Raw genomic sequence first — 21,233 nt, forward strand, 5'->3', positions numbered from 1 at the left:
ACCCGTGAGCCACCCGTCGCCGGCCACCTCGCAGGCCGGCACCGTCCCTCTGCTCTCCTCCCTCGCGGGGGGTCTGGTCGTCTCCTGCCAGGCCCGTCCGGGAGAACCCCTGCACGGCCCGCGGCACATGGCCGCCATGGCGCTCAGTGCCGAGCTGGGCGGCGCCAGGGCCGTTCGCGTCAACGGACCCGAGGACGTCCGCGCCGTCAAGGACGTCGTCGGCGTGCCGGTCATCGGGCTCTGGAAGGACGGCGACGACGGCGTCTACATCACCCCCACCCTCACCCACGCCCTGCGCGTCGCCGAGGCCGGAGCGGACGTCGTCGCGCTCGACGCCACCGAACGGCCACGAGGGGACGGCCGCACCCTCGCCGAGACGACGGCGGCCGTCCATGACGCCGGGGCGCTGGTGATGGCCGATGTCTCCACCCTCGCCGAAGGACTCGCCGCCGCGGCCGCGGGCGCGGACATGCTCTCCACCACGCTGTCCGGCTACACCCCGTACAGCCCCTCCGGGCCGGGACCCGACCTCCATCTCGTCCGCGAACTCGCCGCCGCCGGTGTCGCCCCGGTGTTCGCCGAGGGCAGGTACGCGACGCCGGCGGCGGCTGCCGACGCACTGCGCCTGGGCGCCCACGCCGTCGTCGTCGGCGGAGCCATCACCCGACCCACCGACATCACCGCTCGCTTCGCCGACGCCCTGGCCGAGGAGCAGGCCACACCGGCCGTCCCCCGCACGCCGTGACAGGCGAGACCGCCTCAGCGCAGAACACCGGAGACCCCATGACGCACCGCCCCCTCTCGCCCGACCCGGCCACGGCCGCCCACGCGGCCACCTGTCACGTCGTCACCCACGTCCACTGGGACCGGGAGTGGTACCGGCCCTTCGAGGCCTTCCGCGCGCGGCTCGCCGAACTCGCCGAGCAGGTCTGCGACGAACTCGACGACAAGCGGATGGCATCCTTCCACCTGGACGGCCAGACCATCGTCCTCGCCGACATCGCCGCCGTCCGGCCCGACCTGGCCGAGCGGCTGACGGCTCACGCACGCGCCGGCCGGCTCACCGTCGGACCCTGGCACGTCCTGGCCGACAACCAACTGGTCTCCGGCGAGAACCTGATCCGCAACCTCCTCACCGCCCGGCGCGTGGGCGCCGACGCCGCCCTGGCGACCGTGGGCTACTCGCCGGACGCCTTCGGCCACCCGGCGGACCTGCCCCGCATCCTGCGTGGATTCGGCATGGACACCGCCCTCGTCTGGCGCGGGGCCCCTCCCGAGCACGCGAGGTTCCGCTGGCGTTCGCCCGACGGCTCCGAGGTCTTCGCGGTGAACCAGAGCTACCACGCAGCCGAGGTGCTCTGGCCGTCGGCGGAGTCCGAGGAACCGGCGCGCGACGACCGGATGGCGCGGTTCCTCTCCGCCGAGCGGGAGCGGCTGCCCGGCGGCCCCTGGCTGCTCATGAACGGCGGTGACCACCTCGCCCCCACCGGCGCTTCCGCGCGCGTCGCCGCCGCCCGCACCCAGGCGGAGGAAGCCGGGACACGGCTCCTGGAGAGCAGCCTGGAGGATTTCTTCACCGCGGCCCGCGAAACGGCGGGCGACGAACTACCCCTTGTGCGAGGCGAGTTGCGTGCTCCCGGTGACCGGCTCACCTTCCTGCTCCCCGGCACCCTCTCCGCCCGTACCTACCTCAAGCAGGCCAACGCCACCGCCCAGACCCTGCTGGAACGCTGGGCGGAGCCGCTCGTGGCCCTCCACGCCGCCCAGGACGCCACCCTGGTCGCCGAGTTGCGCCACGCGTGGGAGCTGCTGCTGCGCAACGCACCGCACGACTCCATCTGCGGCTGCAGCGTGGACGAGGTGCACCGGGAGAACGCCGTCCGGTTCGACCGGGTCAACGAGGTCGGCGAACACGTCGTCGCGCGCGCCCTCGCCGCCGCCGGCCTGGACACCCGCCTCTACGGCGAACGCCCCCACGACCGTGCCGAAATCGCCGTCGTCAACCCACACGCCGCACCACACACCGGACCGGTCGTCGTCGACATCCTCACCGCACCGGACAGGTACCCCGTCGCCGTGCACGACGCCGCGGGGGAGAGGGTGCCGTTCGAGAGCGAGGCCCAGGGCGTCGAAACGGCATTCGAGGCCGACCTCGATCTGCTCCCGGACTCACGGCCCTCGCTCCGCCACCGGCTGCGGCTCCTGGCGCGGGACGTGCCGCCACTCGGCCACGCCGTGTACACCGTCACACTCGCCGACCGGCAAGCCGCTGACACTCTCGCGCACACACAGCCCGGAGTACGCCACTTCCGCACCCCGTACGGCCACACGGTGACCGCCGAGGACGACGCCTCGCTCAGCATCACCCTGCCCGACGGCAGTGAACTGGGCGGCGTAGGACGCCTCATGGACGGCGGAGACCGGGGCGACACGTACAACTACGATCCACCCGCCCAGGACCGCCTCGTCACTCCGCGGCTGCGCGGAGCCGAGCTGATCGTCTCGCCGGTACGCACCACGCTTCGTCTGACGTCGGAGCTGACCGTTCCCCGCGGACTCACCGAGGACCGCCGAGCCCGCGCCGCCGAGACGACCACGATGCCGTTGACGACCGAGATCACCTCGTGGTCGGACGACCCGTCGCAAGCTCTGCGCTGGGAGATACAGCTCGACAACACCGCCGACGACCACCGGCTGCGCGCCCACTTCCCCGCGGCCGGGGCCGCCGGAACCTGGCTGGCCGACGCCCACTTCTCCCTCATCGAACGCCCTGTCACCGCCGACCTGGGACCACTCCCCGACGCGCCGGGCCACGAGGCGGTGTGCGGATCCGCACCCGTGCAGAGCGTCGCCGCGCTGGGCGAGGGCAGTGCCCGCACCGCGGTCGCGGCACCGGGTCTCCCCGAGTTCCGAGCCATGCCCGCGCAGCACGGTGAGGGCAACGAACTCGTCGTCACCCTCCTGCGGTCGGTGGGCTGGCTGTCCCGGTTCGACCTCACCACCCGCACCACCGGCGCGGGCCCGATGCTCGCCACCCCGGAGGCCCAGTGCCACGGGCGACAGCGGTTCGCCTTCGCCACCGCCTTCGGCACGCCGGTCGCCGACGACATGCGGCTGGCCGCGTTCGGCGCCGCGACGCGGGCACCCCTGCGCGCCTGGCAGCTCCGGCCCGGGACCACGGCCCCGGCGGAACGCTCGGGACCCGCCGTCTCCGGCGCACTGCTCACCGCGCTGAAGCCGGCGGAGAACGGTGCCGGCGCGGTCGCACGGTTGTCCAACCCCACGGCCCACACCGTGTCGGCCACCATCGATCTCAAGACGGCGACCGCCGAGGTGATCGGGCTCGACGAGAGCGACGACGGACGCGGCACCCCGGTCGATCGCGCCACCGAACTGCCCCCGTACGGGCTGCTGTCGCTGCGCTTCGGCTCATAGCCAGGGGTGGTCGAGTGGCCGTGAGGACGGGACCGGGGCCGGATATTCAGTGCGCTGCCCGCACCCTGAGGGCACAAGATGGTGCGCATGACTCTGGCCATTCCCGTACTGCACACCGCACGCCTGCGTCTGCGGCCGTTCTCCGACGCCGACGCGGACTCCCTCTTCGCGCTGCACAGCAGCACCCATGTGATGCGCTACTGGGACTCCGCGCCGTGGAACGAACGGGCTCGCGCCGAGCGCTTCATCGCGATGTGCGCCAAGGCGGCGGACGAAGGCAGTGGGGCGCGGGTGGCCATCGACCGTGCTTCCGACGGGGCCTTCGTCGGCTGGTGCGGTCTGACCGAATGGGACCCGGACTGGCGCAGCGCGTCGTTGGGCTACTGCCTCGACGAAGCCATGTGGGGCCACGGCTACGCGACGGAGGCCGCGCACGCCTTGCTGCGGTGGGCGTTCGACACCCTGGACCTGAACCGAGTTCAGGCCGAGACCGATACGCGCAACGTGGCGTCCGCCCGGGTTCTGGAGAAGATGGGATTCATGCGGGAAGGGACCTTGCGGGAACAATGCGTCGTGAACGGCGAAGTGTCCGACACATGGGTGTTCGGATTGATCAGGCGAGAGTGGCGGCCGTCGGCCATGCCGGTCCCAGGCCCCTGAGAGGTTGGTCCCACCAAGGCGCCGGTCCTAGAGGGCGATGCGGACCTTGAGGGCCGTGCGGTCATGCATGGCGCGGTAGCCGTCGGGGACGTCGTCGAGGGAGACGGTGCGGTCGAAGACGAGGCCGGGGTTGATCGCGCCGGACAGCACGTCCGGCAGCAGCTCGGGGATGTACGCGCGGGCGGGCGCGACACCGCCGGCCAGCGCGATGTTCCGGTCGAACATCTGGGCGATGTCGACGCCGGTGCTGCCTCCGTGCGGCACACCGACGTAGCCGACCGCGCCGCCGTCTCGGGCGATGGAGATCGCGGTGCGCATCGACTCCTCGGTCCCGACGGCCTCCAGCACGGCGTGGGCGCCCTGACCGGCGGTCAGTTCCTTGATCGCCTCGATCGCGGCCTCACCCCGTTCGGCGATCACGTCGGTGGCTCCGAAGGTGCGCGCGAGCTTGGTGCGCTGCTCGTGCCGGCCCAGCGCGATGATCCGGTCCGCGCCGAGCCGCCGCGCGGCGAGCACACCGCACAGGCCGACCGCGCCGTCTCCGACCACGGCGACCGTGGCGCCCGGTCGCACGCCCGCCGCGGTGGCGGCGTGGTGGCCGGTGCTCATCACGTCGGACAGGGCGAGCAGGCTGGGCAGCAGATCCTGCTCCGCCCTTGTCTCCTCGGGCAGCTTGACGAGGGTTCCGTCGGCGAACGGGACACGCACGGCCTCCCCCTGACCGCCGTCGGAACCGACCTCGCCCCAGAAACCACCCCCGGGACAGGAGGTGTGCAGACCGTCCCGGCAGAAGTCGCACGTGCCGTCGGACCAGACGAACGGGGCGACCACGAAGTCGCCGCGCGTGAATCCGCGTACCTCGGATCCGGTCTCCTCGACGACGCCCAGAAACTCGTGGCCGATCCGCTGTCCGGCCTCCCTGGACGCGATACCCCGGTACGCCCACAGATCGCTGCCGCAGATGCAGGCGTTCACCACCCGTACCACGGCGTCGGACGGCCGCCGCACGACCGGATCCGGCACCTCCTCGATCCGGATGTCATGGGGGCCTTGGATCACGGTGGCGCGCACGAGAGTACTCCTGGCACTGTTCAAAGCTGGACGGGGAGAGCCAGGGTCGCCGTACGCACGTTCCCATGTCCAGCTACATTCTCTACAGCATCCACTTAAGATGAACTGATGCTCGATGTCCGCCGGCTCGTCCTCCTGCGTGATCTCGCCGAGCACGGCACGGTGACCGCCGTGGCCGAGCTCCACGGAGTCACGCCCTCAGCCGTCTCTCAACAGCTGCGACTGCTGGAGGAGGAAACCCGCGTCCGCCTTCTGGAGCGCACCGGCCGTTCCATCCATCTGACGACCGCCGGGCACCAACTGGTAGCGGACACCGAGAACGTGCTCGCCGCTCTCGAACACGCGCATCGGGGCCTGCACACCGCTGCCGGGCAACCGGCCGGCCCCCTCCATCTCGCCTCTTTTCCCAGTGCCGTCACCACCATGGCCGTCCCGCTCGGCGAGGCTCTGGAGAGTGCCTACGCGGAGCTGCGGCTGCACAGTCACCGAAGCGGAGCCCGAGGCTGCCGTACGGCTGCTGCTGCAGCGGCGGGTCGACATCGCGCTGCTCTACCGCTACACCAACCTCGCCACACCCGCGCACCCCAGTGTCGAAACCTGCACGCTGCGGACGGATCCACTGGTCGCCGTCCTGAGAAACGATCACTCCGCAGCTCGTACCGGGCGCCCCCCGATCGACCTACGAGAACTCGCGGGCAGCGCGTGGATCACCGCTCCGCCGGAAACGGCGTGCGGGAGCGCCGTCCTTCAAGCCTGCAGGTCAGCCGGTTTCACCCCGCGGGTGCGCCACACCAGCACCGACTTCACGACCATGATCGCCCTCGCCGCGACCGGAGACCACGCGGTCCTCATCCCGCGGATGGCCGCGGCTCAGCTCCCTCCGCCACTGATCGCACGACCAGTGGCCGACAAGGGACTCACCCGCACGATCGAGACCGCGGTTCGCCACGGAACAGCGCACGAGCCCTCGATCGCCGCATGCCTCGCCACGCTCCGCACCCTCGACGACGGCGCGGCACCGGCAACGTAGAACGGCCCGTCCGCCGTTCCCGGCCGGTTCACGGGGCGAGACCGGCGTCGCGGGCCAGGAGTGCGGCTTGGACCCGGTTCGTGACGTCCAAGGTCATGAAGATGCGGCTGACGTGGGATTTCACCGTGCTTTCCCGCATGCCGAGCGTGTGCGCGATGTCGGCGTTGGTGGCCCCTTGGGCGAGCAGCGCCAAGACGTCTGTCTCGCGTGGTGTGAGAGGTCCGATACGGGTCCGGGCCTGGGCGGCCCGGGGGCGGTTGGTGTGGTGGTAGTGGTCGATGACGCGGCGGGCGGCGGTGGGGTGGAGCATGGCGGAGCCGGCGGCGACGAGGTGGACGGCGCGAAGGATCTCGGCGGGGTCGGTGTCCTTGAGGAGGAAGCCGTCGGCGCCGGCGGCCAGTGCGTTGTAGACGTATTCGTCGAGGTCGAAGGTGGTCAGGGTGATGACCTTCGGCGGGTGGGGCAGGGCGCGCAGGCGTTCGGTGGCGGTGATGCCGTCCATGCGGGGCATGCGGACGTCGACGAGGGCCACGTCGACGTGGTGGGCGGTGGCCTGTTCGACGGCGTGCAGCCCGTCGGTGGCCTGAGCGACGACTTCGATGTGCTCGTCGCCGTTGAGGAGGTCGGTCAGGCCCAGGCGGACGAGGGCGTCGTCGTCGACGATCATGGCGCGGATCACGTGCGGGGACCGTTCTGCTCGATGGCGGGGTGCGGGATGCGGGCGGACAGACGCCAGGACCCGGCGCCGCCGGGACCCGCGTTCAGGTGTCCGCCGAGTGCTTCGACGCGCTCACGCAGGCCCACCAGGCCGAATCCCGAGGGCACGGCTTGCCCGGTGCGGGTCCCGGCGGTGTTGGTGACCTCGATCAGCGTGGCGGGCGGCCCGTAGTCGACGCGGACGCGGACGGACGCGTCTGGAGCGTGCTTGCGGGCGTTGGACAGGGCCTCCTGAACCAGGCGGAAGACGGCGAGCCGGTGAGCTGCGGGGGCATGCTCGGGTGTGCCCACGATGCCCGTGTCGATGCGCTGCCCGGCGGCCCTGGCCTGTTCGATCACCTCCATGACGTTCTGCAGGACCGGCGCCGGCCGGTCGGTGGCGGGGCGGGTGCCGGTGGTGCGCAGCGCGCCCAGGACGTCACGGAGGTCGTTCAGGGCATCGGTGGAGGCGGTACGCAGCAGTCCGAGGCGCTCGACGACGGGGTCGGGCAGGGTGTCCCCCTTGGTGGCCAGGACGCCGGTGTGCAGGGCGATCAGACTGAGCCGGTGGGCGAGCACGTCGTGCATTTCGGCGGCGATCGCGGACCGTTCGGCGTCGCGTGCGGCCTGCTCGCGCAGTTCCCGTTCGATCCTCAGGTGTTCGACCTGTGTGTTCAGCGCCTGGACCAGGCGACGGCGGTTGCCCATCCACAGTCCCGCTACGACGGCCAGCAGCAGGAACAGGCTGGAGCCGTACTGCTGCGGCCGCCACAAGGAGACCGCCGGGTGCAGCAGCGCGTTGCCGGTCAGCGCGGCTGCGGCGCAGGCCACGGCGGCCGGGGTGTGCCGATGGGCGGCCAGGTCGAACAGGGCGAGGAGCAGCAGAGGGAGCATGGGCCACCCCCACACTCCCGCCGCTGCCGTCGCCGCGGCAGGAGCGAGCAGCCAGTGCCCCCGACGCAGCAGCAGAAGCACGCCGCACACCACGGCGACCGCGGTGCGCAGCGTGAGGTATTGGCCGCCGGCGCTCGACGCGCCGTTCTGCACCGCTGCCAGAGTCAGCAACGCCACCAAGCCACCGCGGCCGTACGCTGCCCAGCTCCGACTCCGTTCCCGCTTCACCCGCAAATCGTAGGCACCTGGTGTGCCGCCGCTCGTCCGACGTTCAGCCGCCTGGACCCCCTACTTTCGTAGGGTGCGCCGGCCGCACAAGGGCGGATTCCGGAAGCCGCGGGTCTTCCTAGCGTCCTGGGCATGGACAACTGGACCTGTTCACATGACCGTGCCCTCCCGCAGCGCAGCGCCGAGGGCTGGATGTTCCTCGTCGAAGCCCTACGTGACATGCGCACCACCGGAGCCCTCACGCCCAGCAGCAAAGGTCTGGGCCGCCTGCTCACCGATCCGGTGGCGGAGCACGGTGCAGGGCCATTGAACGTCCTGGAGGTGGGTGCCGGCACCGGATCGGTCACCCGTGCCCTCATCCCGCGCCTCTCGCCCGGCAGCCGCCTGGACATCGTCGAGGCCAACCCCCGCTTCGTCGCCCGGCTGCGCGGCCTGGTCCGGGCGCACCCCCGGCTGCCGGACGCCGACAGGTGCGTCCGCGTCCATCACGCCTTCGTCGAGCACCTCGACACCGACCGTCGCTACGACGTGATCGTTTCCGGTCTGCCCTTCACCAACTTCACTCCCGCGCAGGTCGAGACGATCCTGGACCGCTACATGGAGCTGCTGGAGCCCGGCGGCACCCTCACCTACTTCGCCTACCGGGGCACCCGCCACGCCCGCGCCCTGACCGCCGGCCGCGCCGAAGCCCGTCGTCACCGCGGCGTCGAGGAGGTTCTCGCGGGCCATCAGCGCCGGCTCGCCGTCGGCTGCTGGAGCGTATGGGGCAACCTGCCCCCGGCGAAGGTCTGGCATCTGCGCAGCCCCGCACCCGCGGCCGTCCCGGCGGCGAAGTCGCACGTCACGGCCGGAGCGGCGCGGTGAATACGCTGACCGGTCTGATCGGACATGTTCCCGCCACGGCCACCTACGCGATCCTCGGCGCCGCGGTGCTCGCCGAGTCCGTGCTGTTGATCGGCGCGTTCGTCCCGACACTGACGCTGCTGATGGCCACCGGTGCCCTGGCCCGCGCAGGTGAGCTGAACCTCGTCGTCGTCATCGTCACCGCCGCGAGCGCCGTCGTGGCCGGGGACGCTCTGGGCCACCGCACCGGGTATGTGCTGGGCGGCCGTCTGCGGACCGGACGGCTCGGGCGTCGCATCCCCGCTGCCGCCTGGCAGCGAGCCGAAGCGCTCATGGCCGCACGCGGTGGACAGGCCGTCTTCCTGTCCCGGTTCATCCCCGTCCTGCGCACCATCACCCCGCACCTGGCGGGCGCGAGCCGACTGCCCTACCGGCACATCGCTCCGTACAGCGCACTCGCCGCACTCCTGTGGGCCGGCGCCGAAGCCGGGGTCGGCTACAGCGCCGCCACCTCCCTCCAGCACGCCGTCACCCTGGGCGCCCCCGCCCTCGCCGCCACCACGGCGATCATCGCCGCGGCAGTCCTGACCGGCAGCGGGATCAGGCGCGGCAACGGTGATGCCCGTGACGCTCAACCCTTGACGGCGGAGCTGGCGATGCCCTGGACGAACCAGCGCTGGAAGAAGGCGAAGACGACGAGGACGGGCAGGACCAGCAGGACGCCGAAGGCGAGGACTTGGCCCCAGTCCACGGGCATCTGGCCCTGAAAGACGCTCATCTGGAGCGGCAGCGGCCTTACGGCGGGGTCGGAGACCATCAGGACGGGCCAGAGGAAGGAGCTCCACTGGATGAGGAAGGTCAGGATGGCGACCGAGGCGAAGACCGGCTTGCTCATGGGGACGATGATGGCGAAGAAGGTGCGCCAGGGGCCGGCGCCGTCCATCCGGGCGGCTTCCTCGATGCTGGGCGGTATCGCGCGGAAGAAGGTGGCGAACTGGTAGATGGAGAAGGCGTTGGCGATGAAGGGGATCGCTTGGATGGAGATGGTGTTCCGCTCGTCGTTGAACAGGTAGAAGAGCGGGACCGCGACGGCTTCGAACGGGACGAGCATCAACAGCAGGACGATGCCGAAAACGGCCTTCTGGCCCTTCCAGCGCAGGCGGGTGAGACCGTAGGCGGCCATGGAGTTGATGATCAGGCCGCCGAGTACCACGACCGTGGACAGGAGCACGGAGATGCCCAGGAAGCGCCAGAAGTAGCCGGTGGCATCGGAGTCGAAGCTGTCCAGGACGGCCGTGTAGTTGTCGAAGGACAGGTGGGTGGGGAGGAAGCCGCTCAGGCCGTCGAGCACCTGCTCGGAGGGCTTGAAGCTGCCCACCACGAGATACAGCGCGGGCAGCACGAAGATGAAGGCCGGCACGCTCAGAACGGCGTAGTCCAGCAGGCGGCGCAGGGGGGCGCGGGTCATGGTCAGTCCTCGTTGCCGGTGCCGACGGCGCGGCGCTGGATGAGGGTCAGGGCGACGACGATCAAGAAGAAGACGACGGTGATCGCGGACGCCTGGCCGATGTTGTTCTGGTCGAACGCGGTGGTGACCGCCTGGTACATGACGGTGCGGGTGGCGTCCTCGTCGAGTCCGCCGCCCTTGACGAGGACGTAGACCTGGTCGAACACGCGGAAGGACAGCACCGAGGTGAGCAGGGCGACGAAGACGAGAGTGCCGCGGATGCCGGGCAGGGTGACGTGCCGGAACTGCTGCCAGTGGGAGGCCCGGTCGAGTCGGGCGGCTTCGTAGAGTTCGCCGGGGATCTGCTGGAGGCCGGCCAGCAGGATGACCATCTGGAATCCCACGCCCTGCCAGATGGACAGCGCGATGATCGAGGCCATGGCGGTCAGCCCGTTGCCGAGCCAGTCGAAGGCACCCCAGTTCCCGAAACTCAGCGTGTCGAGGGCGGAGTTGAGCAGGCCGTCCCCACTGCGGGCGAGGATGAGGCGCCAGATCACGGCGACCAGGGCCATGGGGAAGACGACCGGCATGAAGAACAGCGACCGGAACAGGCCGATGGCCCTCAGCTTGCGGTTGAGCAGGATCGCCAGGCCGAGCGCGAGGCCGGTCTGCACCGGGACCACGACCGCGGCGAAGGTCAGGTTGTTCGCCAGCGCCCGCAGGAACGGGCCGGACAGGTCGGGGTCGGTGAACAGGCGCCGGTACTGCTCGACGCCGAAGAACGTGGGCTCCAGAGGTGAGCCGAGGCGCACGTTGTAGAACGAGAGCACGACCGCGTAGACGAACGGCACGCCGACGAAGGCGATGAGGCCACCGAGGGCGGGTGCGGACATCAGGAGCCCGTGCAACCAGTCGCGGTTCCCGCGCCGCGAGCGCTTGGGCCTTGCGGAGGTCGGTGGAGGGGTCGGCTTCCTGCCTGGGGGCGTGGTGGGTGCGGGGTTCACTGTGGTCACGCTGGGCTCCTCTTCCTGGCCGGGACGCGGCGGACGCGGTCAGGGTGTGTCCGCCGCGTCCCGGCTGCTCGTGCCGGTTACGGGATCCGGTAGCCGGCGTTGTCGGAGAAGTCCTGGTCGATGGCGCGGCCGGCCTTGGCCAGGGCGGTCTTCGGGTCGCCGCCGCCGTAGATGTCGCTCAGGGCCTGGCTGAACTTGGCAGTGACCGTGGGATATCCGGCGGTGATCGGGCGGGTCACGGCGATGCAGGACTGGTCGATCCGCGAGTCGCCGCAGGGCTTGGCGAGCTGCTCGGCGAACAGGTGCAGCGGGCCGTCCTGCTTGTACAGTTCGCTCTTCTCCAGCACGGACAGGGTGCCGGGAGGGGCGCCGTTGGCCGTGGTCATCGCGGTGACGTTGGCGTCGTTGAGCAGGGCGTCGAGGAACGCTCCGGCGGCCTTGCCGTTCTCGCTGTTGGCGCCGATGCCCCACTGCCAGGAACCCTGGCCGGTCTTGGGGCCGTTGCCGAAGTCGGGCAGCGGCAGCACGACGAGATCGTCACCGAGGGCCTTGCTGTAGCTGGGATACATCCAGTGCCCGACCCAGCTCAGCGCGACCCGGCCCTTGGCGAAGGCGTTGCCGTCGGTGTTGGGGTCGGTGTAGGTCTTCCAGCCCTGGAAGGTCTTCAGCGCCTTGACCACTTCCGGAGTGTTCAGGGCGCCTTCGGCCTCGCCGTTGTCCAGCAGTGAGCCGCCGGCCGACCAGACGACGGGTGCGAAGCCGTAGGTGCCCCACTCGGTGGCGTAGCCGGCGGCTTCCTGCAGGTCCAGGCTCTTGCCGTCGGAGTCCTCGGCGGCCAGCTTCCTGGCGGCCGCGGTGAACTCGTCGGCCGTCCAGGCGTCGTCCACGCCGGTGGGGTACTTGACGCCGGCCTCGTCGAGCAGCTTCTTGTTGCCGTAGATCCCCAGGCCGGAGTCGTACATGCCCAGCCCGTAGTGCTTGCCGTCGATCTCGCCCTGCGCCTTGATGGCGTCCGTGGCGTTGGCCAGGGTCTTGATGGAGACGTAGTCGTCGATCGGGGCGAGCTTCTTGTTGTAGACGAAGTTGGCCATGGTCGGGCCGTCGAACTCCATCACGTCCGGCAGCTTGGCGGCGTCGGTGGCGGTGATGGTCTTGGTGTAGTCGGTGTCGGGGATCAGGGTCAGTTCGACCTTGACCTTGTCCTGGGAGGAGTTGAAGGACTTCACCGCCTTCTGTACCGCGTCGGCCTCACTCTTCTGGCCCTGGTGCGCCCAGACGGTGATGGTGCCCGTGCCGCTGCCCTCCTCCGCGGAGGTGTCGCCACCGCCGTTGCCGCCACCGCAGGCGGCCAGCGCGGACAGGGGAAGTACGAGGGCCAGGACCGCACGGGCCGTCCGGCGGGATCTGCTGCTCGCGGCGTTCATCGTGGGTGCCTCCATGTGGTGCCCGGACGGGACGAGGGTGTGGGGTGCGGATGTGTCGCGGGGGTGCGGGGACTCCGGGGCGGGCGTGCGCGAGGGCGTCACGCGAGGCGCCCTTCCGGCTCGGCGGCCTTCGTGCTCGGTTCCTTGATGGCGAGGGGACGCAGGTCCCAGGCGTCGAAGGCGTAACCGAGACGGGTGTCCGGCGCGCTGTGGGCCTGCAGACGCCACGGGGCGTCGCCCGTGGGGTAGAAGCGCAGGGTGAGGACCTGGCCGGTGGAGGTCAGGAAGACCTCGGCGATGGAGTGGTCGACGACCACGCGCAGGTCGACCGGCTGATCGGCGGGGCAGGGCATGCGGTAGGAACCGGCCTGCGCGCGGTCGTCGCGCGAGGCGTGGCCGCGGTCGACGACCAGTTCGCCGGTGGCCGCGTGGAAGCGGATGTCGAGATACTCGGAGCCGTCGGTGGTGGTGAGAAGCCGCAGACCGGCGCCCTCTGTCGGCTCCAGGCGGGCCGTCAGGTCGAAGGCACGGCCGACCGGGCCGAGGTCCACCGGCTGCGGGCCGCGCATCTCGCCGGAGGCGTGGACGGTGTGCTCGCCGCGCAGAGCGAGCAGTTCGGCCGCCGGCTGCTGCCGCAGGGAGCCGTCGCCGCCGACCGAGACCTCGCGGGGCAGGGTGAGGACACCGGCCCACCCGTCGGCGACGGACCAGGTCTCATCCCGGGCCTCCCAGGACCAGCCCCACAGCAGCCATCGGCCGCCCGGCGCGCGCAACAGCGCGGCGGCGTAGCAGTCGGGACCGTGGTCGGCCAGGACGGGTGAGCCGGCCTCGAACACGCCGCCGCGTTCTTCCCCGATCAGGGCCACGAGGCAACGCGGGGTCGTGTCGTCCTCGTACCACGCGCTGAAGAGGAGAGCACCGGGCCGTCCGGCGTGCGCGGGGAGGTACTGGGGACACTCCCAGCCCTCGCCGGTCCGCAAGTCCGTGCCGCCGACCGGCTCCTGCGCGCGGGCAGCGAAGGGCCCCTGGTAGGTCCAGTTCTCCAGGTCGGGCGACGTGTACAGCAGGGCCGCGCCGCGGCCGTCCGCGAGAGCGGCGCCCAGCAGCATCCGCCACCCCTGACCGTCCCGCCAGACGTACGGGTCGCGGTACATGGTGCATCCCTCGGGCCATTCGGGGATGAGCAGTCGGCCCCGCGGGGTGAAGGTCCGGCCGCCGTCGAGGGAGACGGCGGTGGTGACCGGCTGGTGCTGCGGCGAGCGGTCCCAGCGATTCGCGGAGTAGAAGGCGACGAGCCGGTCTCCGTCGCGGACGGCGTTTCCGGAAAAGCAGCCGTCGGCGTCCTCGCCCCCAGGGGTCGGGGTCAGGGCGATCGGCAGCGGCTCCCAGGTCAGCAGGTCGGGGCTGCGGAAGTGGCCCCAGTGCACGTTCGCGTGCGTGGCACCGTACGGGTTGTACTGGTGGAAGACGTGGTAGTGGCCGTCGTGGAAGACAAGCCCGTTGGGATCGTTGATCCAGTTCCTGGGCGGGCGCAGATGCGCGACGGGCCGGTACGGATCATGGGGCGCGGTGGACACACACGTCCTTTCGGTAGTGCGGGAAGGCGCGCGAGGGCGGCCTGCGGACGCAGGCGGCCGTCAGCGAAGTGACGGGGTCACGGAACCGGCGAGACCGTGCTTCGCCGCTGTGGCGTGAGGGGACGTCGCTCGAAATCGGGCCGCGGAACACTTCACCGACGAGCCCGGGCGAGCCGTAGAGGACGCGCTAGCGCGTCGTCCCGCCCACGCGGGCCGGGACGGCCAGGGGCGCCGAGGGGGCGGTGGAGCGGCAGACGGCGCCGGACATCAGAGGGTCTGGGCTGCCCGCTGGCTCACTGAGAATGCTGGGGGACATACGTGTAGCCTCACTGTGTTCCAAGGATCGACAGGACCGACGACCGGTCGCAACGGTCGCCTGTCGTAGTGCAACGCTTCGCCGTCCCGAGGTCAGAGTCGGGGCGGCGAAGTGACCGATGCCCGCGCCACCAGCGGGCAAGGCAGCAGTTCGCGAGTGTCCGGGCCCGGTGGCCGGCCCGGAGTCTTGGTGAGAGCGAGCAACTGGGCGACGGCCCGTGCCCCCATCTCGTAGTGCGGAAGCTGGACCGTGCTCAGCGCCGGGTAGAGGGCCTCGCAGACCAGCTCCTGATTGTCGAAGCCCACGACCGACACATCGCCGGGAACCGAGAGCCCCAACTCGGTGGCGGCCCGGTAAGCGCCCGCTGCCATACGGTCGTTGAAGCAGAACAACGCCGTCGGGCGCTCCCGCGCCGTCAGCAGTCCCCGTGCGGCCCGATAGCCCGCGGCCACATCACCGGGGGTCGTACCGAAGGGCACCGCCGTTTCGGCGGCGATCAGCATCGGGTCGAAGGGGATACCGGCCTCGGCCAGCGCCCTGCGGTAGCCCTCCAGGCGGCCCTGGCGAGCGGGGGTGTCGACCGTCTGCACGGTCACACCGATCCTGCGGTGCCCGTGATCGGTCAGCTCGCGCACCGCCGCGTATCCGCCCTGGACCTCGTCCGGCACCACGAACGGGATGACGGGATCCTCCGCACGCGCGTCCAGCAGCACCGTGGGCGTCGAGCCCAGGCTCGCCGGCACGCGCACGTTCTGGTGATACATCGCCGCGTAGACGACACCGTCCACCTGCCGCTGCAGAAGCATCTCGATGCTCGTGCGCTCCAGGCCGGCATCGCCGCCGGTGTTGACCAGCAGCAGCACCATGCCCTCGGCGGCGGCGGCCTCTTGGGCGCCCAGGATCATCCGGCCCGCGTGGGGCGTGGTGGCGATCTCGTCGCTGACGAAGCCGATCGTCTGCGAACGCCGCAGCCTCAGCCCCCGGGCCAGGCCGTTGGGCGCGTAGCCGAGCTCCTCGGCGGCCCGCAGGACACGCTGCCGGGTCTCGACGCTCGCACGCTTGCCCTCCACGCCGTTCAGGATGTGCGACACGGTCGCGGTCGATACACCCGCCGCCGCTGCCACGTCCTTGATCCCGATCCGGCGCGCCATGAACCCCTGCCCAAAGTAGTGGAAACCGGGTTGGCTAAACGTTTAGCCATCGCTGTGCACATGAGGGTGCCCCTGGCCACCGCTCCTGTCAATGGCCCGTCACGAACTCTCGTCCTGTGCACAACCTTTCCTGTGCACAACCTTTGACGAAGCGCGGATGTCTTCTTGGTGTACGCAGCAAGGTCCGTGCCTCTCCGCACTGCCCGACGGCGGGAGACGCACATGGTCGCACCCCCCTTCTGTTTCGGAGACCAGGGAGATTTCCTGTGCGTCACCTCAGACAAGCGGCCGTCACGGCCACCGCACTCCTCACCCTCGGCGGCGGCCTGGTCACCGCCGCCCCCGCGGCCCAGGCCGCCCCGGCTCCCGTGCCCTTCCCGTCCATCGGGTGGCAGCAGCGCAACTGCGACTACGACGGCAACGGTTTCGACGACGTGCTGACCGGCGCCCCCGGTGCGACGGTCAGCGGCGCCTCGGGCGCCGGCTACGTCACCGTGCAGTACAGCTCGTCGGGCGGTCTCAGCACGACGAAGAAGAGCGTGCTCCACCAGAACGTGTCCGGCGTTCCCGGCGGTGCCGAGGCCGGCGACGCCTTCGGCGGGGCCGTCGCCTCCGGCGACCTGGACAACGACGGGTACGACGACGCCGTCGTCGGTGTCCCGGGTGAAGATCTCACCGGCTCGTCCGACGCGGGCGGCGCCGTCATCTTCTGGGGATCGCCGACCGGACTGCACGGGTCCGACAGCACCTGGCTGGAGAACGACGACCCGCGGGCGGGCGCCCACTTCGGGCGGGCCCTCGAAGCGGCCCGGTACTCCGCACCCGACCCGGCGGACCCGGACGCCGACCCGCGAGACTCGATCGCCGTCCTGGAGGACGACGCCCTGCTGTTCTTCACCCTCGCACCCGGCCAGGCGGCGCAGCGGCCGACGATGTCGGACCGCAGCGTGCGGGCGGCGGACTTCGCACCGCGGGGCACCGGCTTCGAGTTCCGCGGCCTCAGCCACGGCAACTACAACGAGGACTCCTGGGCCGACCTGGCCGTCTCCGGCGTCACCACCGGGCAGCAGCCGGGCGCCGGCACGGTGCACGTGCTGCACGGCGCGCCGGACATCGGCGCTCTCGGCGACGGGGGCACGTTCCCGGGCGGTCCGGCCGTCGTCTCCGGCGACTGGGACGGCACGGGACAGGACGACCTGGTCATCGGTGACACGGGGGCCGGCGCACCGACGGGCGGCGGGATCACCCTCTATCTGGGCCGCGGCGACCTGTCGGGGCTCGAGCCGGAGCCGGCGCAGTACTGGACCCAGGACTCGCCCGGCGTGCCCGGTACCGCGGAGGCGGGCGATCAGTGGGGTGCCGATCTGTCGGCCGGGGACACCGATGGGGACGGCCACCCGGACCTCGCCGTCGGTGCGCCCGGCGAGGACATCGGCAGCGTGGCCGACGCGGGTGCCGTGTGGGTGCTGCGCGGCGACCCGACCGGCTTCAGCGGCGTAGGGGTGAAGAGCTTCGACCAGCAGCTCGCCGCCATCCCCGGCGCGGCCGAGAAGTCGGACCGCTGGGGCGGCCAGGTCCGGCTCATCGACGCCAACAAGGACCGCCTCTTCGGGCTCCTGGCGGCGGCACCGGGCGAGAACACCGACGACGGCTTCATCTGGGTCGTACCCGCGTCGTCGTCGGGCCTGGTCGCCAAGGGCACCTGGACCTACGACGGGGCACGCCTCGGGGCACCGACGGCGAACGCGCGGTTCGGGGCGGCGATCGACGAGTAGACCTCGTGCGGGGACGGCTCCGGAGACCGGGCTACACCTGGCGCGGGGAGCGGCGGACGGCGAGGACCGCCAGGTCGTCCTGCTGGGTGCCCGCGGTGAAGGCGTGCACATCGTCGACGAGTGACTCGGTGAGCCGGCCCGCGGTGATGTCGGCACGGTCGGCGAGGCGCGACTCCAGCGGATAGAAGGCGCCCCCGGCCGAGCGGGCCTCGGTCAGGCCGTCGGTGCACAGCAGCAGGGTCGCTCCGGCCGGGAACGGGAACCAGGACACCGTGCGCGCCTCCTCGACCAGGTCCGCCAGGCCGAGCGGCGCGTGCTCCGTCCCCGCGCCGACGGCGGTGACGATGCCGTCGTGCAGCAGGTACGGCGGGATGTGGCCGCAGGTGACGAGCTGGGTGTCCGTGCCGGAGTCCACGCCCAGGACCACGGCGGTGACGAATCGCTGCGGCTCGCCGCGCTGTTCCGCGTAGTCGTTGTGGCGGACCACCGCCGCCTCGAGCGAGTCGACGAGCGCGGTCACCGTCGGTTCGCGGTGCGCGGCTTCGCGGAAGGCGCCGACCACGTCGATCGCCATGCCGACGGCGGCGAGTCCCTTGCCCTGGACGTCGCCGATGAGCACCCGGGTGCCCCACGGGGTGGCCGCCACGTCGTAGATGTCGCCCCCGACGAGTTTGTCCTGCTGCACCGGCTCGTACACGCCGTCCACGAGCACCTCGTCGGTGAGCAGGGGGAGGGGCCGCAGGATCTGCCGCTGCATCGCGGCGGCGGTCGACCGCAGCCGCACCAGCGCCCCCTCGCGCGAGACACGCAGCCGGGACGCGTAGACGGCCAGCACGCCGAAGCCGACGGCGAACAGCGCCAGGACCACCCGGTCGGCGATACGTTCCCCGGACAGGGCCACGGGCACGACCACGATGACGCTCACCCAGATGGAGACCAGTGCCGTCTGCCGTGGGGTGCACAGCGCGGCGGCGAACGCCGGCAGGAACACCAGCAGGCCGAGCAGGAGGACGGCGGTCCCGGTCAGTACGCCGAGGACGATCGTCACCACCGTCGCCGCGACCGTCACCAGGACGACGGCGCGCGTGGGGGGCGTACGGAGGGAGATGTCGTCGTCCCGGTCCGCGAGGTCGTCCGCGGAGTCCGGCGCCGCGCGCATCGAACCGAACATGCGAGCATCCTCCAGCGGCGATGTGATCGGGCGGGCGCGTGCCGCACGCGGCGACGGACGGGCGGCATCGATCATCCAATCCGGTTGACACGGCGGGGAGAGGCTTGCCGTACCCGCGCCGAAGTGCGCCCGTACGGGTGGTCGCCCCGGCCCTCTCTGCCGGTGCGGGAGGACCGGGGACGGTGTAGAGAGGAGTCATGTCGCAGCGCCTCGGAGAGCCTCGCCGGCCGGTGCGAGCGGGGCGGACGCTGGTCGCCGTCCCGATCGCGTGGATCGTCGCGGTGTCCGTGATCGACGTGCTCGCGCCGCCCCACATCCATCTGGGGCCCTTGCTCGTCGCGGCCCCGGCGATCACGCCGTTGTTCGGCGGGCCCCGGACGGTGGGCCTGGTGGCCGGGCTCGCGGTGATCGCGCAGACGGCCATCGGGGTGCTGCGCGACCCCGACGAGTTGCTCTCGGCCAACCACGAGGCACAGATCCTCGCCCTGATCCTGGTCGGCACCAGCCTCGTCGTCTTCTGTGTCGTGCGGGAACGCCGGGCGAAGGAGCTGAGACAGGTCCGGTACGTGTCCGAGGCCGCCCAGCGCGTCGTCCTGCCGCCGCTGCCCAGGCAGCTCGGCCCCTTGCGCACCGCCTCGCTCTACCTCGCCGCGGAGGCCGAGGCCCAGATCGGCGGGGATCTGTACGCGGCGGTCCGCACCACCTCGGGTACCCGGCTGATCGTCGGAGACGTACGGGGCAAGGGACTGACCGCCGTCAACGACGCCGCCCTGCTGCTGGGGGCGTTCCGCGTCATGGCCGGCCGCCGGGCGGGCCTGGGGGAGTTGGTGAGCCACCTCGACCGGAGCGTGTGCCGGGACCTCGCGGAGCCGGGCCGCCACGGAGAGGCGTTCATCACCGCCACCGTGGTGGACATCCCCGATCGGGACGGGCGGGTCCGGATGGTCTCCTGCGGCCATCCTCCGCCGGTCGTCGTCCGCGACGGGCGGCCGGTGACGATGAGCGTCCTGCACCCCGCGCCTCCGCTGGGCCTGGGCCACCTGGTGCATCCTCGCTACCACGTCGAAAGCTTCCCGTTCGAGCCGGGAGACCTGCTGCTGCTGTACACGGACGGCGTCACCGAGGCACGCGACTCCACCGGCACCTTCTATCCGCTGGCCGAGCGCATCAGCGGCTGGACCGAGAACGATCCCGACGCCTTCCTCGGCCGCTTCCGGCGCGACCTGCTGCACCACGTCGACGGACACCTGGACGACGACGCCGCCATGATCGTCATAGGGCGCCCCGCCCCGTCCGGGGCGTGACCGGCCGGGCCAGGCGCTCGTAGGCGCGGCGCACCGCCGGTACCAGGTGGGCGGCGGCCTCCGGGTCGGCGTGCTCGGTCCGGAGCCGGAGTATGTCCCCGCCGCGCCGGTCCGCGGGCACGTCTGCGCCCCGCGCCGTGACGAGCGCGTGGAAGTGCGGATGGTTCTCGCCGAAGACCAGCAGATACGTCGCGGGCGCACCGGTCACCTCGGTCACGGCGGCGACCAAGTCCCGGGCACGGCGGGCGAACGACCCCAGTTCGGCCTCGTCGAGCCCGGTGATGCGCTCGGCGTGCCGACGGACCCGCAGGACGAACCAGCCGGGCACGTCGTAGCCGGGCACCACGTCCCCCGACCAGAGGGGGTCACGGAAGACGACGCCGGTGCCGTCGCTCTGTTCCAGGCCGCACATGACACAGTCGGCGTGGAGGCTGGATGTGCTCAAGGGTTCCCCTCGACGGTGGAGACGGGCGGGCCGCCGGGTGGCGGCCCGCCGACGGGACGGTCCTCAGACGGCCCCGGTGAGGACCAGCATCGGGTCGGGCAGGGGGCTCTTCAGGGCCCAGGACCGGTGGATCAGGTCCTCGACGGCCGCTCCGGAGCGGCGGGCGGCGAGCATGGCCTCCGGGTCGAAGGCGGGTCCGACGGCGTCCGCGCTGTACTCCGGTCCCCTCATGTAGCCGGTGGCCTCGTCCGGGTCGGCGAAGTTGTCGATCTGCATCTCCACGAAACTGCCGTCGGGGTCCTGGTAGTACATGGAGGTCGTGACGCCGTGGGCGATGCACACCGCGGGCAGCACGCCCTTGCCGCGCAGCAGTTCGTAGCGGGCGAGCAGGTCGTCGAGGTGGTCGAAGGTGTAGGCGACGTGGTGGGCCGCGGCCGTCGTGGGCGTCTTGCGCTCCAGGGGAACCGGCGGGGTGAGCAGGGCGACGCGGTGGTGTTCCTCGTCGTAGGTGATGAAGCACAGGCTGTCGTTCTGGAAGACCACGTGCCCGTCGAGGACGGCGCAGTACCAGTCCCGCATGGCGGTGGGATTGCTGGTCTGGAACACGACGTGGGCGAACTTCGGTGTGGCGGTCATCCGATCCTCCTCGATCGAACCTGCGGGCGCGCCCACCGTGGTGGGCCTCCACCGGCCTGCCTACGGGCCGGATCCGGTGACGTGTCCGCACTCTCAGTATCTGCCGGGCCTTGCTGG

General features: G+C 71.4%; 19 protein-coding genes and 2 pseudogenes. 9 read left to right on the plus strand and 12 right to left on the minus strand.

The annotated features are described in order from the left end of the window. Positions 1–4: 4 nt before the first annotated feature. From ACFC1X_RS13870 to ACFC1X_RS13880, 3 genes are all read left to right on the plus strand, one after another. The gene (locus ACFC1X_RS13870) at positions 5–745 is read left to right on the plus strand and encodes an N-acetylmannosamine-6-phosphate 2-epimerase (protein WP_376352591.1); all 741 of its coding nucleotides are present in this window, start codon (positions 5–7) and stop codon (positions 743–745) included. Between the two features lie 38 nt (positions 746–783). Further along, positions 784–3,435, plus strand: a complete 2,652-nt coding sequence (locus ACFC1X_RS13875) for a hypothetical protein (RefSeq protein ID WP_376352594.1) — start codon at positions 784–786, stop codon at positions 3,433–3,435. Positions 3,436–3,522: 87 nt separating this feature from the next. Continuing rightward, positions 3,523–4,095, plus strand: a complete 573-nt coding sequence (locus ACFC1X_RS13880; RefSeq protein ID WP_376352597.1) for a GNAT family N-acetyltransferase — start codon at positions 3,523–3,525, stop codon at positions 4,093–4,095. A 27-nt stretch (positions 4,096–4,122) separates the two neighbouring features. Here ACFC1X_RS13880 and ACFC1X_RS13885 read toward each other — a convergent pair whose 3' ends face one another. Continuing rightward, positions 4,123–5,166 (minus strand): zinc-dependent alcohol dehydrogenase family protein, encoded by a 1,044-nt coding sequence (locus tag ACFC1X_RS13885; RefSeq protein ID WP_376352599.1) that lies wholly within the window; start codon positions 5,164–5,166, stop codon positions 4,123–4,125. 108 nt (positions 5,167–5,274) lie between these two features. Here ACFC1X_RS13885 and ACFC1X_RS13890 point away from each other — a divergent pair. After that, positions 5,275–5,403: pseudogene (locus ACFC1X_RS13890) on the plus strand (LysR family transcriptional regulator); the annotation flags it as partial. On the opposite strand, the gene ACFC1X_RS13895 reads toward ACFC1X_RS13890, so the two are convergent. Beyond that, positions 5,365–5,514: a hypothetical protein gene (locus ACFC1X_RS13895; RefSeq protein ID WP_376352601.1), complete on the minus strand. Its 150-nt coding sequence runs from the start codon at positions 5,512–5,514 to the stop codon at positions 5,365–5,367. The pseudogene ACFC1X_RS13890 and the gene ACFC1X_RS13895 sit on opposite strands and share 39 nt — an antisense overlap. A gap of 106 nt (positions 5,515–5,620) precedes the next feature. On the opposite strand from ACFC1X_RS13895, the gene ACFC1X_RS13900 reads away from it, so the two are divergent. Next, complete coding sequence (locus ACFC1X_RS13900) at positions 5,621–6,196, plus strand: LysR substrate-binding domain-containing protein (protein ID WP_376352604.1); 576 nt, start codon at positions 5,621–5,623, stop codon at positions 6,194–6,196. A 28-nt stretch (positions 6,197–6,224) separates the two neighbouring features. On the opposite strand, the gene ACFC1X_RS13905 is transcribed toward ACFC1X_RS13900, so the two are convergent. Together ACFC1X_RS13905 and ACFC1X_RS13910 are read right to left on the minus strand one after the other, a co-directional pair. Beyond that, positions 6,225–6,875, minus strand: coding sequence for a response regulator (locus tag ACFC1X_RS13905; protein ID WP_376352607.1), 651 nt, complete (start codon positions 6,873–6,875; stop codon positions 6,225–6,227). After that, positions 6,872–7,963, minus strand: a complete 1,092-nt coding sequence (locus ACFC1X_RS13910; RefSeq protein WP_376352610.1) for a sensor histidine kinase — start codon at positions 7,961–7,963, stop codon at positions 6,872–6,874. The genes ACFC1X_RS13905 and ACFC1X_RS13910 overlap by 4 nt, the downstream gene beginning before the upstream one ends. Before the next feature lie 183 nt (positions 7,964–8,146). Between ACFC1X_RS13910 and ACFC1X_RS13915 the strand changes: the two genes are divergently transcribed. Further along, positions 8,147–8,878, plus strand: coding sequence for a class I SAM-dependent methyltransferase (locus tag ACFC1X_RS13915; protein ID WP_376352612.1), 732 nt, complete (start codon positions 8,147–8,149; stop codon positions 8,876–8,878). After that, a pseudogene (locus ACFC1X_RS13920) lies at positions 8,776–9,345 on the plus strand (DedA family protein); the annotation flags it as partial. The gene ACFC1X_RS13915 and the pseudogene ACFC1X_RS13920, both read left to right, overlap by 103 nt. 143 nt (positions 9,346–9,488) lie before the next feature. On the opposite strand, the gene ACFC1X_RS13925 reads toward ACFC1X_RS13920, so the two are convergent. From ACFC1X_RS13925 to ACFC1X_RS13945, 5 genes are all read right to left on the minus strand, one after another. Continuing rightward, on the minus strand, positions 9,489–10,325 hold the full coding sequence (locus tag ACFC1X_RS13925; protein WP_376352615.1) for a carbohydrate ABC transporter permease: 837 nt from the start codon (positions 10,323–10,325) through the stop codon (positions 9,489–9,491). A 2-nt stretch (positions 10,326–10,327) separates the two neighbouring features. Next, positions 10,328–11,317, minus strand: a complete 990-nt coding sequence (locus ACFC1X_RS13930; RefSeq protein WP_376352617.1) for a carbohydrate ABC transporter permease — start codon at positions 11,315–11,317, stop codon at positions 10,328–10,330. Positions 11,318–11,394: 77 nt separating this feature from the next. Further along, on the minus strand, positions 11,395–12,741 hold the full coding sequence (locus ACFC1X_RS13935; RefSeq protein ID WP_376353066.1) for an ABC transporter substrate-binding protein: 1,347 nt from the start codon (positions 12,739–12,741) through the stop codon (positions 11,395–11,397). Between the two features lie 98 nt (positions 12,742–12,839). Further along, positions 12,840–14,318, minus strand: coding sequence for a glycoside hydrolase family 32 protein (locus ACFC1X_RS13940; RefSeq protein ID WP_376352620.1), 1,479 nt, complete (start codon positions 14,316–14,318; stop codon positions 12,840–12,842). Positions 14,319–14,726: 408 nt separating this feature from the next. After that, the gene (locus ACFC1X_RS13945) at positions 14,727–15,785 is read right to left on the minus strand and encodes a LacI family DNA-binding transcriptional regulator (RefSeq protein ID WP_376352623.1); all 1,059 of its coding nucleotides are present in this window, start codon (positions 15,783–15,785) and stop codon (positions 14,727–14,729) included. Between the two features lie 266 nt (positions 15,786–16,051). On the opposite strand from ACFC1X_RS13945, the gene ACFC1X_RS13950 reads away from it, so the two are divergent. After that, positions 16,052–17,560: an FG-GAP repeat protein gene (locus ACFC1X_RS13950; protein WP_376352625.1), complete on the plus strand. Its 1,509-nt coding sequence runs from the start codon at positions 16,052–16,054 to the stop codon at positions 17,558–17,560. A gap of 31 nt (positions 17,561–17,591) precedes the next feature. On the opposite strand, the gene ACFC1X_RS13955 is transcribed toward ACFC1X_RS13950, so the two are convergent. Beyond that, positions 17,592–18,731, minus strand: a complete 1,140-nt coding sequence (locus tag ACFC1X_RS13955; protein ID WP_376352628.1) for a PP2C family protein-serine/threonine phosphatase — start codon at positions 18,729–18,731, stop codon at positions 17,592–17,594. Between the two features lie 197 nt (positions 18,732–18,928). On the opposite strand from ACFC1X_RS13955, the gene ACFC1X_RS13960 reads away from it, so the two are divergent. After that, a complete protein-coding gene (locus ACFC1X_RS13960) occupies positions 18,929–20,035 on the plus strand; it encodes a PP2C family protein-serine/threonine phosphatase (protein WP_376352631.1) in 1,107 nt (368 codons plus the stop codon). Here ACFC1X_RS13960 and ACFC1X_RS13965 read toward each other — a convergent pair. After that, positions 20,004–20,480, minus strand: coding sequence for a hypothetical protein (locus ACFC1X_RS13965; protein WP_376352634.1), 477 nt, complete (start codon positions 20,478–20,480; stop codon positions 20,004–20,006). The two genes, ACFC1X_RS13960 and ACFC1X_RS13965, sit on opposite strands and share 32 nt — an antisense overlap. A gap of 63 nt (positions 20,481–20,543) precedes the next feature. Then, the gene (locus ACFC1X_RS13970) at positions 20,544–21,116 is read right to left on the minus strand and encodes a VOC family protein (protein ID WP_376352637.1); all 573 of its coding nucleotides are present in this window, start codon (positions 21,114–21,116) and stop codon (positions 20,544–20,546) included. Positions 21,117–21,233: the final 117 nt, after the last annotated feature.

This window comes from Streptomyces sp. NPDC056128, from assembly GCF_042263835.1.
Classification (GTDB): domain Bacteria; phylum Actinomycetota; class Actinomycetes; order Streptomycetales; family Streptomycetaceae; genus Streptomyces.

What these genes read in the sequence shown, in the direction of transcription:
- ACFC1X_RS13970 (WP_376352637.1), bottom strand. Translation starts at nt 21,116, where the DNA reads ATGACCGCCACACCGAAGTTCGCCCACGTCGTGTTCCAGACCAGCAAT.
- ACFC1X_RS13955 (WP_376352628.1), bottom strand. Translation starts at nt 18,731, where the DNA reads ATGTTCGGTTCGATGCGCGCGGCGCCGGACTCCGCGGACGACCTCGCG.
- ACFC1X_RS13935 (WP_376353066.1), bottom strand. Translation starts at nt 12,741, where the DNA reads ATGAACGCCGCGAGCAGCAGATCCCGCCGGACGGCCCGTGCGGTCCTG.
- ACFC1X_RS13960 (WP_376352631.1), top strand. Translation starts at nt 18,929, where the DNA reads ATGTCGCAGCGCCTCGGAGAGCCTCGCCGGCCGGTGCGAGCGGGGCGG.
- ACFC1X_RS13925 (WP_376352615.1), bottom strand. Translation starts at nt 10,325, where the DNA reads ATGACCCGCGCCCCCCTGCGCCGCCTGCTGGACTACGCCGTTCTGAGC.
- ACFC1X_RS13880 (WP_376352597.1), top strand. Translation starts at nt 3,523, where the DNA reads ATGACTCTGGCCATTCCCGTACTGCACACCGCACGCCTGCGTCTGCGG.
- ACFC1X_RS13915 (WP_376352612.1), top strand. Translation starts at nt 8,147, where the DNA reads ATGGACAACTGGACCTGTTCACATGACCGTGCCCTCCCGCAGCGCAGC.
- ACFC1X_RS13895 (WP_376352601.1), bottom strand. Translation starts at nt 5,514, where the DNA reads ATGCGCGTGTTCGAGAGCGGCGAGCACGTTCTCGGTGTCCGCTACCAG.
- ACFC1X_RS13945 (WP_376352623.1), bottom strand. Translation starts at nt 15,785, where the DNA reads ATGGCGCGCCGGATCGGGATCAAGGACGTGGCAGCGGCGGCGGGTGTA.
- ACFC1X_RS13875 (WP_376352594.1), top strand. Translation starts at nt 784, where the DNA reads ATGACGCACCGCCCCCTCTCGCCCGACCCGGCCACGGCCGCCCACGCG.